We start from the raw sequence: 15,797 nt of genomic DNA, 5'->3' as shown, positions 1-15,797 counted from the left end.
GGCACGTGCCTCACGGCGCCGGCTTGACGCCCTTCAGCCGCAGCAATCCGTCGGGATACACGCTGAGGCCGCCGACATTGGCGCGCGCCGCGAAGAACCAGTTCGGATGATAGAGCGGGATGCTGGGCAGGTCGGCGAGATAGAGGCCGGTGGCCTTCTCATAGAGCGCCTTGCGCTTGCCGGCGTCACCCTCGGCACGGGCATTGTTCAGGACGGTTTCGAGATCGCGGTTGCAGTATTTGTTGAAGTTCTGGCCGCCGGCGCAGGAGAAGAAGGCGTAGAGGGTCGGATCCGGATCGCCGCGCCCGCTCCAGTTGCCGATATAGACCTCGAAATTTCCTGCGAGATAGCGCTGGATCGCACTCGCCGTTTCGAGCGGCAGAAGCTTGACGTCGAAGCCCGCCTCCTTGGCCATGGATTGCACGATCTGTGCGACGCGCGCATCCGTGAGGGCGTTCTCGAAGGTGATCTCGACCGGCACGCTGGTCACCCCGGCCTTCGCCATCAGGGCCTTGGCCGCGGCGACGTCACGGGCCGGAACCGGATGCGCCTTCGAATGGAACGGGTCCGAGGGCGGGATCATCTGGTTGTCGGCGGTGTATTCACCGTTGAAGGCAACGCGGTTGATGATGGCGCGATCGAGCGAGAGCTCGAAGGCCTTGCGCAGCCGGGCATCCTTCGCCAGGGGGCCGTTGGCCTTCTCGCCATTGCCGAGATTGACCATCAGATGCGAGACGGCGAGACCGGGCGCGCCGTGCAGCTTGAGGCTCTTGTCGTCACGCACGGTCTTGAGATCGGTCGGTGCGACGCGCTCGACGAGATCGAGATCGCCGGCCCGAACGCGCGACAGGCGAACGGTTGAATCCGGCACGTAATAATAGGCCACGCTGTCATAGCCGTAATTGGCGGCGTCCCAGTAATCCGCGAACTTCGTCAGCTTGATCAGGTCGCGCGCCTTGCGCTCGACGAACTTGTAGGGTCCCGCACAGACGGGCGCGTTGGCGAAGTCGTCCTTCGCACCGGCCGCGGGCGAGACCATCATGCCGGCGCGGTCACTGAGCACGGAGAGCAGGGGGGCGAAAGGCTCCTTGAGCGTCAGGCGCACCTGATCGGGGGCCACGACCTCGACGCCAGCCACCGCTGAAAGCTCGGCCTTCCGGCGAGAGTCCTTCATCGTCAGCATGCGCTCGATGTTGAACTTCACGGCCTCCGCATCGAAGCTGGTGCCGTCGTGGAACTTCACGCCTGGGCGGAGCTTGAAGGTGATCGCCTTCTGATCCGGCGCCCATTCCCAGCTCTGGGCGAGTTGCGGTGCGATCGTCAGGTCAGGCGCAATATCGACCAGCTTGTCGCACATGGCCGCGAAGACGAAGCGGCCGGCATAGGTCCCGCTCGTCGCCGGGTCGAGCGCATCGGGGTCGTCCTGGATGCCGACCCGCAGATTGGTGCCCTGGGCCGAAGCGGCAACCGCAGCGCCTGCCAGACTTGCTGCGAGCGCAGCGGCAAAAACCAGTGGTCTAGAATTTCGCATGATCCAGCCTCCCGAGCCGTCTCGTCACCAGCTGCCACCGAGGCGGCGCCGTCTTGAGCGTGATGCTGACGGGAATGCATGCACGTGCTCTCGAGTTTGTAAAGACACCTGACGAACAATGCCGCTCGGCAAGAGGATTTAGTCGCATCTTGCATGTGCGAGATTGACAATTGGCAAGAACGATCCGTTATTAGTTCGCATGGTTGACGAATTGACGGATGAACCGCCTCGCGCAGAGGCTTACTCCACGCCGGTTGCGCGCCAGATGTCGGTGCGCTCGGTGATTGAGGCCGTGCTGCATCGCGGCCCGATTTCACGTGCCGAGCTGGCCCGCATCACCGGCCTGTCGAAGCAGACGACCTCCGAGGTCGTGCGCGCGCTGGAGGATAGCGGCTGGTTGCGTGTGCGTGGGCAGACGCAGGGCGCGGTGGGACGAAGTGCCGTGACCTACGAGATCCAGCAGGACGCCGCTTTCGTGCTCGGCGTGGATCTCGGGGGCACCAAGATCCACGCCGCGCTTGCCAATGTGGTCGGTACGATCGTCGCGGAAGAGATGGAGCCGACGGATTCGCGCGGCGGCCTTGCGGTGGTCGAACAGATCGGCGCGCTGGCTGAGCGGCTGGCACGCAAGGCCGGCCTCGCTCCGGGCGGCCTGCGCTGCGCCGCCATGGGCAGTCCGGGCGTCGTCGATCCACGCTCGGGCAAGATCGAGATCGCGCCCAACATCCCCGGCTTCGACCGCATCCGGGTGGCGGACGAGCTCGAGCGCCGTCTCGGCTGTGCCGTGGTGATCGAGAATGACGTCAATCTCGCAGCGATGGGCGAGCAATGGCAGGGCTGCTGCAAGGACGTCCGCAACTTCGCCTTCATCGCGATGGGCACCGGCATCGGCATGGGCCTTGTTCTGGATGGGCGACTTGCCCGCGGCGCCAGCGGGGCTGCTGGCGAAATCGCCTTTCTGCCGGTTGGCGGCGATCCTTTCGACTCGCGCGGCCAGTTCCATGGCCCCTTTGAGACCGCGATCGGCAGCGTAGCCATCCTTCAGCGTTACCGCGGCTTTGGCGGTCGCATGGCGCAGGATGTGCGCGGTGTCTTCGCGCAGCTCGCTCAGGGCGAAGAGGCCGCCATCGCGACACTCGACGAGACGGCGCGCGTCATGGTCCAGGGCATGATGGCGATCCGCGCCGTGGTCGACCCTGAACTGATTGTGCTCGGCGGCAGCATTGGCGTGCGCGAAGAACTGATCTCGCGACTGCGTACGCTCGTCGCCCGGCATCTCGGGGGAGCCCTGCGGATCGAGCCGAGCGCGCTTGGCAGCCGCGCGACGCTTGTCGGAGCCGTCGGCACGGCGCTGTCACGAATCCATGACAGCCTGTTCGGCCTGACCAGCCTCCAGAGCGACTTCGCTCTCCCCGTCGGGAAGGCGACCGAGACAGCATGAACGCCCATGTCACTGCCCCCGGCCTCGTCGTGCTCGACGATGCCGCTACCGTTGCCGCGGATGTCGCGAACAGGATCGTGGCGGAACTCTTGTCGCGGCCTTCGACCGTGCTTGGCCTGGCGACAGGCGAGACGATGCGCCCGGTCTACGGCGAGTTGGTTGCGGCCTATCGCGCCGGGCGGGTCTCCTTTGCCGGGAGCACAAGCTTCAATCTCGACGATTATGTCGGCGTGCCGCCGCAGCACCCGGCCTCGTTCCCGCGTTTCATGAATGAGACGCTGTTCGAAGAGGTCGATGCCGATCGCGCCCGCACCTTCATGCCAGACGGCAACGCGTTCGATCTCGCTCGTGAGGCGGCAGCCTATGAAGCCGCTATCGCGGCGGCCGGCGGCATCGACCTGCAGCTGCTGGGCATCGGCTCCAACGGCCATATCGCCTTCAACGAACCCGGTTCGGATTTTACCTCGCGTACGCGCCAGGTCGCGCTCGCGGCCTCGACTCAGGAAGCGAACCAGGGGCCCTTCGCCGAAAGCGAAACGGTGCCGGAATTCGGCATCACCATGGGGATCGGGACGATTCTGGAGGCGCGCCGGATCATCCTGATCGCTACCGGAGCGGGGAAGGCGGCGGCGGTGGCCCGCGCGGTCAAGGGGCCGCTCGATCCTGCCTGCCCTGCGTCGATCCTCAGGACACATCGCGCCGCGATCATGATATGCGACCGCGCAGCAGCAGCCGGTTTGAGCTGACGACAAAGGGAAGAGACGATCATGTTCGGGACGCGGGATTTCACCAGGCCAGGGCGTTCGCTGGCAGTGGCAGAGAACGGGATGGCGGCGACCTCCCACCCAGCGGCCACTTTGGCGGCGCTCGGCATCCTGAAGGCCGGCGGCAATGCGATTGATGCGGCGATCGCCGCCGTGGCGATGCAGGGCGTCATCGACCCCCACATGACCGGCATCGGCGGCGATTGTTTCGCGATCTACGCTCAGCCCGGCAAGGCGCCGATTGCGCTCAATGGCTCCGGGCGTGCACCAGCGGCGGCCACGCTGGCTTGGTTCCGCGAGCAGGACATGACCTCGATTGCCGATAACTCACCCCATGCCGTGACGGTTCCTGGCGCGGCCGATGCCTGGTGCCGACTCTCGGCCGACCATGGCCGCCTCAGCCTGGAGGAAGTGCTGCAGCCCGCCATCAAGGCGGCGGAGGACGGCTTCCTGGTGACCCCGCGCGTCGCCCATGACTGGGCGATCTACGCCAATCGCCTGCGCAAATATGAAGGTGCGGCGGCTGTCTATTTGCCGGGCGGCGAAGCCCCCCGCGTCGGCGATCGCATGACCCATCCCGCGCTCGGGCGGACGCTGCGCCGGCTCGGCCATCAAGGACGCGACGCCTTCTATCGCGGGCCAGTGGCGGACGAGATCGTTTCCGTCCTCAATCGCAACGGCGCTCTGCATGTCGCGGATGACTTCGCCGGCCAGACCTCCGACTATGTCGAGCCGATTTCAGCCGAATATCGTGGCTATCGCCTGCACGAGTGCCCGCCGAACGGCCAGGGGCTGACGGCACTGATCATCGCCCGCATCCTCGAGGGTTTCGATCTCGCCGAGGGGCGCGTCAGCGAGGCCGATCGTATCCATCTGCTGGCGGAGGCGACGAAGGCTGCCTATCACCAGCGCGACCTGCTCGTTGCCGATCCGGCCTTTGCGCCTGTCGATGTGCAGCAGGTTCTGTCGGATGCCTTCATCGGCCGCCTGCGCGACCGGATCGACATGAAGCGGGCGCAGCCCGCCGTCGACGACGACATGCCGGTGCATCGCGACACGGTCTATCTCACCGTGGTCGATCGCGATCGCAACGCCGTCTCCTTCATCAATTCGTTGTTCTGGGCCTTCGGGAGCGGCATCTATGCGCCTGAATCCGGTGTGATGCTGCAGAACCGTGGCGCCGGCTTCCGGCTGATCGAGGGCCATCCCAACGCGATCGCGCCGCGCAAGCGCCCGCTCCACACCATCATCCCGGCGCTGCTGACCAAGGATGGCCGCACGCAGATGACCTATGGCGTGATGGGCGGCCAGTATCAGGCGACCGGCCACGCGCATGTCCTGTCTTCGATGCTCGATCGTGGCGACGACCCGCAGCAGGCGGCCGACCGCCCGCGCAGCTTCGTCGCCGAGGGCAAGCTCACGGTCGAGTCGACGATCGGCCCCGAGATCCGCGCCGATCTCGCCGCGCGCGGCCATGATGTCTCGGTGCTGCCCGAGCCGACCGGCGGCTGCCAGGCCATCTGGATCGATGAGGCGCGGGGCGTCCTGCTCGGCGGCTCCGATCAGCGCAAGGACGGCATGGCGCTCGGCTACTGAGCCTGGCGCCGGCGCACCGAGCCCGCTCGGCGTCTGATATGAACAGGGCCCGCCTGGCACAGGCGGGCCGCTTTGCGAGAGCTGTCTATCGCGGTCTCGGCCCGATATCCGGCATGGACGGTGGCCGTGTGCTGCGCTCGGAACCGAGGCTTGCCGCCGGCGGCTTTTTCAGCAGCCGCACTGCGAGATAGCCGACGAGGCCGGCCGATAGCAGGCCGATATAGGCCAGCAACGCCTGCGGCCCGAACACTTGCATGAACCCGGTGGCGACGATCGGGCCGATGGCTGCGCCCGTTCCCCAGAGGAAGAGCAGCCCGGCCGAAAGGCCGACCGCCTGATCCTGTCCCAGCCGGAGATAGGCGTGCGTGACCGCGACGGTGTAGAGCGCAACGCTGCAGCCACCGATCAGTGCGAAGAGCGTGTAGGACCAGAGCTTGGCGTGCGGAGCATTGGCGAAGAGCACGGCGCCGAGCGCTGCAGCAGCGAGCGTCACGATCGTTGCCGCGCCCAGCATGATGATGCGGCTGTCGATCCGGTCGGCCATCAGGCCGATCGGCCATTGCAGGATCAGCGCGCCGATCTGGATCGAGGCGGTCAGCAGGATGGCCGATTGCTGGTCGAGACCGATGAGGATGCCATAGGCCGGGGCGACATTGGTCAGCACCCCGCCCATCAATCCGACGTAAAGACAACCGACGACGGCAGCCGGGGCCTGGAGCCAGAGCGTCTTCAGCTTGACCGAGACGAGCTCGTGCGATTCCGGGGCTCTCGTGCGCGTCAGCCCGACCGGGATGAGCGCCAGCGAAAAAGCGGCGCTCGCGATCAGGAAGATGTCGTGGGATTCGATGGCGACATAGCCGATCCCGATCTGCGAGCCGATCAGTGCGAGGCGATTGAGGATCTGGTAGGCGCCGAAAATCCGGCCGCGATGGCTCGAAGGCGCCTGTCCGCTGATCCAGCTTTCGATGCAGATGCCGTGCCCGGCTGCGGCCACGCCCATGATGAAGCGCGAGACGCCCCACCATTCCACCGGCATGGCCGGAAAGCTCAGCGCAAGCACCGATTGCACCGCGGCAAAGACCGCAAAGCCACGGATATGGCCGATCCGCCGGATCAGCGAGGGGATAGCGAAACAGCCGAGCAGGAAGCCGAGCGAATAGGCGGAACCGACGATGCCGATGAGGAGAGGAGGCTGCTTTTCGACCGCCAGGCGCAGGGGTACGACCGTGTGAATGATCGTGCTTGCGATCTGCAGGATCAGGGCACCGGTGACGATCGCACCGAGGGCTGCGACAGAGCCGGTCTGGCTTTTCTCCGTCACCGGCCTGTCCACCCGTCGGCGAGCCGCTCGTCGCGGAGCTGGGGCAGCGAAGACCTGGCGGCCGGGGCGAGGATCCTCATCGAACTATTTTCGTCAGGCGGGCTGATTCGGGGTGAGCGCCGGAGATGAATAGCATCGAGACCGATGCTTCGCTTAGGAAAACTGTTTCCGAGGGCGGGATTATTCCCTTGTCGGCTCGCCCGACGCTAAGCGCGCAGCCCCTTTGCCAGAAACGAGACGACCGCGCGGACGCCGGGGAGCTGCCCGCGCCGATGTGTCGTCAGGATCGAGGTCGTGACCGTGCCGGCTGTCCAGTCCGGCAGGACGCGCATGATTTCGCCGGCATCGATGGCCCTTCGGCAGGCGACCTCCGGCAGGCATGCGATCCCAAGCCCGGCCTTGGCAGCTCCGAGCAATATCTGCGTTTCGTCGGCGATGAAGCGCCCGAAGGGCGCGGCGAGCACCTCCTGGCCTGCGCTGTCGTGCAGTCGCCAGATCTTGGCGGAGGGGGAGACCAGGAGCCCGTCATGCACACTGAGATCGCCCGGCACGGCAGGAGCGCTCCGCTGGCTGAGATAGCCCGGAGACGCCACCAGGATGATGGTCTCCGTGGCGACCTGCAACTGCACGAGCCCTGAATCCGGCAGTGGCGCGAAATGGCTGCGCACCGCGATGTCAAATCCCTCCTGGGCCAGGTCGACGAAGCGATCGGTGGCATGAAGCTGCACCGTCAGCTTCGGATAGGCTGCCACAAGCGCCGGTAGGCGTTCCGCCAGGTAGAGCTGCGCTGTCGGGACCGATGTCGTGACCCGCACGGTGCCGCTGGGCTCGGCCTGGCGCCGACGGACGATGCTCTCGGCGGCTTCCGCCTCGATCAGCGAGGCGCGCGCGTGCTCGTAGAAGTCCCGCCCGAGTTCAGTCAGCGTGAAGCTGCGCGATGTCCGGTGAATCAACCGTGTGGCGAGACTGGCTTCAAGCACGGCGACGCGCTTGCTGATCGTCGATTTGGGCATGCCGAGGCGGCGTGACGCCGACGCGAAGCCGCCGCTGTCGACGGCCTGGACGAAGAGATGAAGGTCGTTGAGGTTGAGCATGGGGCGATTTCATCATCCACCGATGTGGACTTTCGGCTCTGGTATGAGCGATTGCCGCCGCAAGGTCCATGAATTCATCGCAGGCGAGCCAGGGAATAGCGCCCCAGGACTGGCTCATTTGCTTCGGTTTTCCGTCGAATGATGCTTGCGAAGCGGCCCTTCTCTGCCCATTTTGCCGTGCTCATGCCGGCGCTTCCCCGGGGTGTCGAACTTCGGGCACGGAACTTCGAATGGGGAGGCTGCGGATGCGCCCGATCCTGTCGCTACGATCCTATCCGCCGCATGAGACGGAGCACGCGCACGACTGGCATCAGATTGTCGTGCCCGTCGATGGCACCATGCAGATGCGCATCGCGGGGCAGGATGGCATCGTCGATGACAGCAGCTTCGTGATCGTCGCCTCGCAGGCGCGCCACCGTTTCACGACCCCGCATCATGGCCATTTCGTCGTGCTCGATGTTCCGACCGGAGCGGGCTTCTTTGGCCTGCCGGATCGCCTCGTCCAACAGGCGGAGGGGCAGCCATTTCACCCCCTCGACGCCGGATTGCGGCATCTCGCGCATTACATCGCCCATGATGCGGCGGCGCCTGCGCGCCGATCGGACCTGCTTGATCGGCTCGGCGGCATGTTGCTCGAGGCGGTGGCGGAACGGTCCGGCGATCGGCTGCATTGGCCGCCAGCGCTGGAGCGTGCGGTCTCGCTGCTCGGTCATGGCTATGATGCGACGCTAACCGTCCAGCAGCTGGCAGTCGCCGCCGGCGTGTCGGTCAGTGGCTTGCATGCGCTGTTCCAGCGTTGGATCGGCATGTCGCCGGGGCGCTATCTCGCCGATCTGCGCCTGCGGGAAGCCGAACAACTGATCCGTGAAACCCGGCGTCCGCTTGCCGAGATCGCGCTTGCAGTCGGGTTCAGCGATCAAAGTGCGCTGACGCGAAGCCTGCGTCGTCGGCGCTCGACCACTCCCGCGGCATTGCGACGTGGAGATTGAGCCCAAAGGTTTGGAGATCGGGACAAGAGCGGGAATCGCCGCTGGTCTATGACCGTCACCAGAGAGATGATGGAGACGGCCCATGAAGCTGCGTGATTTCACCACCCTGACCTTCGATGTTTACGGCACCCTGATCGACTGGGAGTCCGGTCTGCTGGCGCAATTGCAGCCTTGGCTGAACGCCAGGGGGATTTTCGTCCGTGACGAAGACCTGCTCGCCGAGTTTGCCCGGCTCGAAAGCCAGTGGGAGGCTGAACAGCCGCGGCTGCTTTATCCCGAGATTCTGGAGCGCGTGCATGGCGACCTCGCCAGGCATTTCGGCACGTCGCCTGATCAACTGGCGGCCCGGGAATTCGGCGCTTCGGTCGGGAACTGGCCGGCCTTCCCCGATAGTCGCGAGGCTCTGCAATATCTGGCCAGGCACTATCGCCTTGTCGTGCTCTCCAATGTCGACCGCGCGAGCCTTGGCCGCAGTGCGGCCTTGCTCGGCACGGAGTTCGACCTCCGGTTCACCGCGCAGGATATCGGCTCCTACAAGCCATCGCTCGCCAATTTCGAGTACATGCTGGCCCATGTCGGCGAGGACAAGGGCAAGATCCTCCACGTGGCGCAAAGCCTGTTCCACGACCACGTGCCGGCCAGCGCAATGGGGATCAGCAGTGCCTGGATCGACCGCCGTCACGACAAGGGGGGCGGAGGCGCAACGCTGCCACCGAAGGATATGCCGCGCCCGGCCTGGACCTTCCGGAGCTTGGCAGAATTCTGCGAGGCGCATGCTGCGGAGCGGTGAGGGGCAGGCTTGACCTTCCCACAATGGAAGGTTGCACGATGCCGCCGCTATCGCGGCCGGATTGTGCAAAGGAATATCATGGCGAATGCCCCGAAGGAGACGTCTCACGGTGGTCACGAGGCCCATGTGGGCCATGCCGCCCACCATGGTAACCACGGACATGGTGCCCATGTCGGGCACCAGGATGCCGGGAAGACGAATGAGGGGCAGGTCAAGGATCCGGTCTGCGGGATGGCGGTCGATCCCCACGAGACGACACACCGCGCGCAGCACGGAGGGCGGCCCTATTATTTCTGCTCCTCTGGCTGCCAGTCGAAATTCGAGGCTGACCCGGCTCGTTACGTCGATCCAGAGCTAGCCGCGGCAACCGATACCGCGCCGGAGGGGGCGACCTACACCTGCCCGATGCATCCCGAGATCAGGCAGATCGGGCCGGGTTCCTGCCCGATCTGCGGCATGGCGCTCGAACCGGTTCTGATGACGGCTGAAGCACAGCCCAATGCCGAGCTGGTCGACATGAGCCGGCGCTTCTGGATCGGCCTCGTTCTCGCCCTCCCGGTCGCAATCCTGGAAATGGGTGGGCATCTGCTCGACCTTGACCACCTGATTCCGCGTCACCTCTCCAACTGGATCCAGCTCGCCCTGGCGACGCCGGTGGTGCTGTGGGCTGGCTGGCCGTTCTTCGAGCGCGGCTGGCATTCGCTGGTCAGCCGCAACCTCAACATGTTCACGCTGATTGCGATGGGAACGGGCGTTGCCTGGGTCTACAGCGTCGTGGCGACGCTGATGCCCGGGATCTTCCCGCCGGCCTTCCGCGGGCATGACGGCTCGGTCGCAGTTTATTTCGAGGCCGCGGCTGTCATCACGGTGCTGGTCTTGCTCGGGCAGGTGCTCGAGCTGCGCGCGCGGGAAAGCACGGGCGGCGCCATTCGCGCCCTTCTCGATCTTGCTCCCAAGACGGCCCGGCGTCTGAATGCCGACGGCTCCGAGGAGGAGATCCAGCTCGATACGGTGCAAGTGGGGGATCGTCTGCGGGTTCGCCCTGGCGAGAAAGTGCCCGTGGACGGCGCAGTGGTCGATGGCCGCAGCGCTGTCGACGAATCCATGGTCACTGGCGAATCCATGCCCGTGACCAAGACTGTCGGCGACGCCGTGATCGGCGGCACGATGAACCAGTCCGGCGGCCTCGTCATCGAAGCGCAGAAGATCGGGCGCGACACCATGCTGTCGCGGATCGTGTTGCTGGTCTCGGAAGCCCAGCGCAGCCGCGCGCCGATCCAGCGCCTGGCCGACCAGGTCTCTGGCTATTTCGTGCCGGCCGTCATCGCCATTGCCCTGCTCGCCTTTGCCGCCTGGGCCATCTGGGGGCCGGAGCCGCGCCTTGCCTTCGGGCTGGTGGCTGCGGTCTCGGTCCTGATCATCGCCTGCCCCTGTGCGCTCGGCCTTGCGACGCCGATGTCGATCATGGTCGGTGTCGGGCGAGGGGCCCGGGCCGGCGTGCTGATCAAGAATGCCGAGGCGCTTGAGCAGATGGAGAAGATCGACACGCTTGTCGTCGACAAGACCGGCACGCTCACCGAGGGGCGGCCGGCGGTCACCGCGATCCGGCCGGCTTCGGGATTTTCCGAGGCCGACATTCTGCGCCTTGCCGCCAGCGTGGAGCGGCCGAGCGAGCATCCCCTGGCGGTTGCGATCGTTGCATCTGCCGAAGCCAAGGGCGTTACGACGGCGGCCGTGACGGACTTCGATTCCCCGACCGGCAAGGGAGCGTTGGGAACGGTCGAGGGCCAGCGGATCGTGCTCGGCAATGATCGCTTCCTGGCCGAGCACGGCGTCGATGTGTCGGGCCTCGTCCAGATCGCGGACGGCCTGCGCAGGGACGGTGCGACGGCGATTTTTATGGGCGTGGACGGCAAGCCCGCTGGCGTGATCGCCATTGCCGACCCGGTCAAGGCTTCGACGCCGGAGGCTCTGTCGGCGCTGCGGTCCGAGGGGATACGCGTCGTCATGCTCACCGGCGACAACCGCACCACGGCGCAAGCCGTGGCCCGCAGGCTCGGCATCACCGAGGTCGAGGCCGAGGTTCTCCCAGAGGACAAGAGCGCGGTCGTGGCGAAGCTCAAGCGGGAGGGGCGCGTGGTCGCGATGGCGGGCGACGGCGTCAATGACGCGCCGGCTCTGGCTGCAGCCGATGTCGGCATCGCGATGGGCTCCGGGACCGATGTCGCCATCGAGAGTGCCGGCGTCACATTGCTCCAGGGCGACATGACCGGGATCGTGCGTGCCCGGCGTCTGTCTGAGGCCACGATGCGCAATATCCGACAGAACCTGTTCTTCGCCTTCGTCTACAACGCGTTCGGGGTGCCGGTGGCGGCAGGCGTGCTCTATCCGATCTTCGGCTTGCTGTTGTCGCCGATCATCGCAGCGGCCGCGATGGCTTTGTCCTCGGTCAGCGTGATCGCCAATGCCGCGCGGCTGCGGGCGGTGAAGTTGTGACCGATGCGAGCCGGCCGCGGCCGTATCCCCGCTCCGGCTCGCTGGCGGCTTGCCGGTGGCGAGCGCCGAGAGGGCGCAGGAACACGGTCAGACATGTCCTCGGGCCGGAATGCGCCCGGACGGTGCGCCCATTCTTCGTCTTGGTTCGAATTTGAGTTCCTGACGCAGATCTGAGGGAAGCATCTCGTAGCGTCACTACAGCATTGCCTGCGTCAGTCGTTTGAGAGATGCTGTCATTGCGGTTTGGGATGGTCGCGTCGTTGTTGCCCCATCCCTGCCGGCCTGTCGCTTGGACGAGCAAGCCTGCCTTACACGCGGAATGTGAAAGCGTTCTCGACCGGAGGCGAAATGAGCTACGTCGCTGATCGTGACAAGCAGCAGCTCGCGCAACTCGACGAGCAGATTTCGCAGTTCATCGCGCGCTACAGGCAGCACAGACCGGCGCGGCGCAAGACGGTCATCCTGTTCCCGGGAGGCATGGGATCCAGCATCAAATGGGCGACCACGACCCAGGGCAATACGCCCTATTTCTACAATCTGATCTGGCTGGATTGCCCCATCCTGACCGGGGGCGCGCTGCTGCTCAAGATGAAAGGCGATGACGATGCGGGCCGGCATTTCGTGATCGCCGATGGCTGCGTCCGGTTTCCTCCGGTGCTTACCCCCTACGATGATTTCCTGAGCTGGTGCACAGCCAGGAAATTCGATTGGTTCGTCTTTGGCTGGGACTGGCGGCGCGATCCCGAGCTCGTGGCGCGCTTCTTCCTGAAGAGCTTCGTGCCGAAGTTCCGTCAGCGGGTCCGTGTGGAATGCGGCACCGATCCCTTCGCCGATGTGACGCTGATCGGGCACAGCTTCGGCGGCATGGTCGTCAAGCTGGTCCTGAACCAGGGGGGCTCGCATGTCGCAGCGGTCAGGCGGGCGATCAGCGTCGGGTCGCCCTTCTACGGCTATGCCGGGCAACTGAACCGCTATTTCAAGGGCGACCCCGACCTGGACAGGCTCTCATGGTCCTACGACCCGCGCAATCTGACCCAGTTGATCTCGTCGTTGCCGGGGCCATACACGCTTCTCTACCTGGACCAGGCGACCTTCCAGGGTGACCAGGCGGCGTTGGCTGCCGATCCGAACTATCCGCTGTCGCGATATCCGGTCAGGGACCGCGATACCGGCGCGATCGCCGATCCTTATAACCCCGGGAAGAACGGAACCCAGGTGCGCTACCCCGTGAACTGGGGCTTCAGCCATGCCGCCCTGGGCCGGGGCGAAGCGATCTATCGGAAGGTGGCGCTGCCGCTCGGGGCGGCCACGAAGAGCAAGTTCTACAATATCCGCGGCGTCCAGCAGCGCAATGGCGGGACCATTAACGAGACGACGGATGAGCAGACATGGGGCTGGATCGACCCCGCCTTTGATCCGAGCGCCGAGCCGTCACCGATCGTGGATCACTCCTATTGCCCCGGCGACGGCGTGATCCCGGCCTGGTCCGCGCGTCTGGTCTCGACCCCGGCGGCCAATGTGCGCACCGTGACCGGAGACATTGACCGGGACAGTCTCGAGCATATGGATCTGATGCTGAGCCCGCAGATCCGCGCGCAGATCCTCAACATCATGCAGTAGCTTGGCGAGGTGCGTCATGGCCGTGAAAATACGCAAGCCAAAGTCTCCGCCGCCTCCTTTGCGCGCCTCGCGGGACGAGCTCAACAGGTTTCTGGACGGTCTCCAGGCTGCCCAGGCGGAGGCTGGCGGAGACAGCACCAAGCTCCGGACGGCGACGCTCGCGCACATCGCCAAATACAGTCTGCCTGAATTGCAGGGACTCATCGGCAGGGCCTATGTCGATGCGCCCAAGAGCGCCAGCCAGAAGCTCGGTACGATGCCGAAGGATGGCGGGCCTACAGAAGAGGAAGGTTCGCCCAAGGTTCCACGACCGCGCTCTCCAGCCCCGAGGGGCAGGGCCAGCCCAAAGCCGAAAGGCAAGTGAGCCTGGAATGCTGCGCTATTTCTCCGGCCGCATGGCGACGATGCCGGTGTCCAGGGGAGGCGAAACCGGCAGAGGTCGTGCCGTCGCCTTGGGTTTCCGGCGGGCTTCGGCATAGGGAATGAGCCAGAGGCTCGGCTTGCCGTCGCCATCGGTTAGCGCGATCGGCTCGAAATAGCGGACGCGATCCTCCGGCGACAGATCGTCCGGATGTTCGCCATATTGCGGGTCGAGCGTATCGCTCCCAGCCAGATAGGTGCGCGGTCGCGCCGGCGAGGACTTTGACCAAGTAAAGCAATGAAAGCTCGCCGAGGCGATGATGTACCATCGCATCGGGTTGAACGAACGGCTGTGGCGGAGCCTCCGCAAGGTCTTGAGCAGGATGCGCATGCGCCCGACCACGGTCCAGGGACGCCGGAAGATCCGTTCGAGAAAGGCGACGATCGGCTGAGCCGGTTCGGCAAGCTGCGCGTAGCAGATCGTCTCGCCGTCCAGGTCCCGGAAGCGAAGATTGGGAGCCAGGCGCCCGCTCTCCAGATCCTCCCAGAAGAGCTGGGTTCCGGCGAGAGGAGCAACGACGCTGAGATAGGTCGGCATCGGCATCAGCGGGTTGTCGGCGATGGCTTCCATGGCCTGCTGCATCTCCGCAGCCGTCTGGTAGCGAGGGTCGAAGAGATAGCCGTAACCGACGGCAATGCCGTGCCCCTCGGCGAAGGCGACGTCATCGATGACATTCTGGCGCCGGCTGAGGTTCTGGGTCTTGTTGTAGCGGCGCAGAAAGCTCGCATCGAGCGATTCAATCCCGACGAACAGCCCGACGCATTTGGAGGCGGCGAAGGTCTCGATGAGCGCGCGGTCCTGGACGACGTTCTGGGTGACCAGCGCGCCCCAGCCCCGCACCTTGGGATGGTCGCGCAGGAACTCGCAGATGGCCAGCATATGGGCCCGGTCATCCGAGAAATTATTGTCCAGCAGCATGACCATCGGATACCAGCTGCGCATGCTCAAGCGGGGGCTCGATTCCAGCGCGCTTTCCAGCGACGCCTTGAAGCTGGCCAGCCCATGGCGAACATGCGCCCCGACTTCCGAGGGGATGACGCAAAAGCTGCATTTGAAGCTGCATCCGCGTGAGGTCTCCGCAAGATGCGTGCTCGGATTGATGCCGCTTTTGCGCAAAAGGCTATAATCGACCGTGTAGTCGGAGATTTGTGCAATCGGAGAGCGGTAGATTGGTCGGAGCGAGCCGGCCAAATAATCGTCAACGACATCTCTGACGCAATCGACGCCGCCGGCGCAGACGACATCGAAGAACTGCTGAGCGAATTCCGGGAAAAGCGTGCATACGCTCCCGCCGGCAACGACCGTCGCTCCACTGCGTCTGAAATGATAGGAGAGTTGCCGCAGTCGATCGAAGTCGGGCTGAAGCCCCGTGAGGAATACGAGGTCGTACTTGTTGCAATGTGCAGGGTCGAATGGGCCGTGCCAGTCTTCATGATAAAGCACGACATCAAATCGCTTTGCATCGATCAGTGCAGCAATATGCAGACCTGCGATAGGTTGCATGAAATGCGTCGAGCGCCGTTTGTCGCGACCAGGCCGAAGATGGGCGCAAATGACGACCGTTTTGATCGTCTGTGGTGCGCCGGGACTGGCTTCGGCTGATGTTCGGGAGAAAAGACGCGATATTCTTGAGGCAGGCATGAACGGTCGCCCCCCGTATACTGGCTGAAAAACTAGAGACAGCTAGGTAATGACTTCACTCTATGCGCATATGCGGCCATATTCAAACTGACG

13 protein-coding genes are annotated in these 15,797 nt (G+C 64.9%); 9 read left to right on the top strand and 4 right to left on the bottom strand.

Annotation, left to right across the window (positions count from 1 at the left end):
• Positions 1-10: 10 nt before the first annotated feature.
• A complete protein-coding gene (locus AB4118_RS14050) occupies positions 11-1,531 on the bottom strand; it encodes an ABC transporter substrate-binding protein (protein ID WP_441490300.1) in 1,521 nt (506 codons plus the stop codon).
• 199 nt (positions 1,532-1,730) lie between these two features.
• Here AB4118_RS14050 and AB4118_RS14045 point away from each other — a divergent pair, with 199 nt between their 5' ends.
• Genes AB4118_RS14045 through ggt form a run of 3 tightly spaced genes read left to right on the top strand, consistent with a single transcriptional unit; the run spans position 1,731 to position 5,332 of the window.
• A complete protein-coding gene (locus AB4118_RS14045) occupies positions 1,731-2,972 on the top strand; it encodes an ROK family transcriptional regulator (RefSeq protein WP_441490498.1) in 1,242 nt (413 codons plus the stop codon).
• Positions 2,969-3,718 (top strand): glucosamine-6-phosphate deaminase, encoded by a 750-nt coding sequence (locus AB4118_RS14040; RefSeq protein ID WP_441490299.1) that lies wholly within the window; start codon positions 2,969-2,971, stop codon positions 3,716-3,718. The genes AB4118_RS14045 and AB4118_RS14040 overlap by 4 nt, the downstream gene beginning before the upstream one ends.
• A 21-nt stretch (positions 3,719-3,739) precedes the next feature.
• Positions 3,740-5,332, top strand: a complete 1,593-nt coding sequence (ggt, locus tag AB4118_RS14035; RefSeq protein ID WP_441490298.1) for a gamma-glutamyltransferase — start codon at positions 3,740-3,742, stop codon at positions 5,330-5,332.
• An 85-nt stretch (positions 5,333-5,417) separates the two neighbouring features.
• Here ggt and AB4118_RS14030 read toward each other — a convergent pair whose 3' ends face one another.
• Both AB4118_RS14030 and AB4118_RS14025 read right to left on the bottom strand, forming a co-directional pair.
• Complete coding sequence (locus tag AB4118_RS14030) at positions 5,418-6,653, bottom strand: MFS transporter (RefSeq protein WP_441490297.1); 1,236 nt, start codon at positions 6,651-6,653, stop codon at positions 5,418-5,420.
• A gap of 206 nt (positions 6,654-6,859) precedes the next feature.
• Positions 6,860-7,747 (bottom strand): LysR substrate-binding domain-containing protein, encoded by an 888-nt coding sequence (locus AB4118_RS14025; protein ID WP_441490296.1) that lies wholly within the window; start codon positions 7,745-7,747, stop codon positions 6,860-6,862.
• Between the two features lie 245 nt (positions 7,748-7,992).
• Here AB4118_RS14025 and AB4118_RS14020 point away from each other — a divergent pair, with 245 nt between their 5' ends.
• The 5 genes from AB4118_RS14020 to AB4118_RS14000 all read left to right on the top strand — a co-directional run bounded on the left by AB4118_RS14020 (position 7,993) and on the right by AB4118_RS14000 (position 14,006).
• Positions 7,993-8,736: a helix-turn-helix transcriptional regulator gene (locus tag AB4118_RS14020; RefSeq protein WP_441490295.1), complete on the top strand. Its 744-nt coding sequence runs from the start codon at positions 7,993-7,995 to the stop codon at positions 8,734-8,736.
• Positions 8,737-8,818: 82 nt separating this feature from the next.
• Positions 8,819-9,526: an HAD-IA family hydrolase gene (locus AB4118_RS14015; protein WP_441490294.1), complete on the top strand. Its 708-nt coding sequence runs from the start codon at positions 8,819-8,821 to the stop codon at positions 9,524-9,526.
• Between the two features lie 78 nt (positions 9,527-9,604).
• Entirely contained in the window at positions 9,605-12,022 is a 2,418-nt protein-coding gene (locus AB4118_RS14010) for a heavy metal translocating P-type ATPase (protein WP_441490293.1), read from the top strand.
• Positions 12,023-12,370: 348 nt separating this feature from the next.
• Positions 12,371-13,642: an esterase/lipase family protein gene (locus tag AB4118_RS14005; protein WP_441490292.1), complete on the top strand. Its 1,272-nt coding sequence runs from the start codon at positions 12,371-12,373 to the stop codon at positions 13,640-13,642.
• A gap of 16 nt (positions 13,643-13,658) precedes the next feature.
• Positions 13,659-14,006: a hypothetical protein gene (locus AB4118_RS14000; protein WP_441490291.1), complete on the top strand. Its 348-nt coding sequence runs from the start codon at positions 13,659-13,661 to the stop codon at positions 14,004-14,006.
• Positions 14,007-14,021: 15 nt separating this feature from the next.
• On the opposite strand, the gene AB4118_RS13995 is transcribed toward AB4118_RS14000, so the two are convergent.
• Complete coding sequence (locus AB4118_RS13995) at positions 14,022-15,011, bottom strand: radical SAM protein (RefSeq protein WP_441490290.1); 990 nt, start codon at positions 15,009-15,011, stop codon at positions 14,022-14,024.
• A gap of 135 nt (positions 15,012-15,146) precedes the next feature.
• On the opposite strand from AB4118_RS13995, the gene AB4118_RS13990 reads away from it, so the two are divergent.
• Positions 15,147-15,665, top strand: a complete 519-nt coding sequence (locus AB4118_RS13990; protein ID WP_441490289.1) for a hypothetical protein — start codon at positions 15,147-15,149, stop codon at positions 15,663-15,665.
• The last annotated feature ends 132 nt before the right edge of the window (positions 15,666-15,797 follow it).

This window comes from Allobosea sp. 2RAB26 (assembly GCF_052115465.1).
Classification (GTDB): domain Bacteria; phylum Pseudomonadota; class Alphaproteobacteria; order Rhizobiales; family Beijerinckiaceae; genus Allobosea.
Note: the sequence above shows the minus strand (reverse complement) of the source record. Positions and strands in the feature narration are given on the sequence as shown.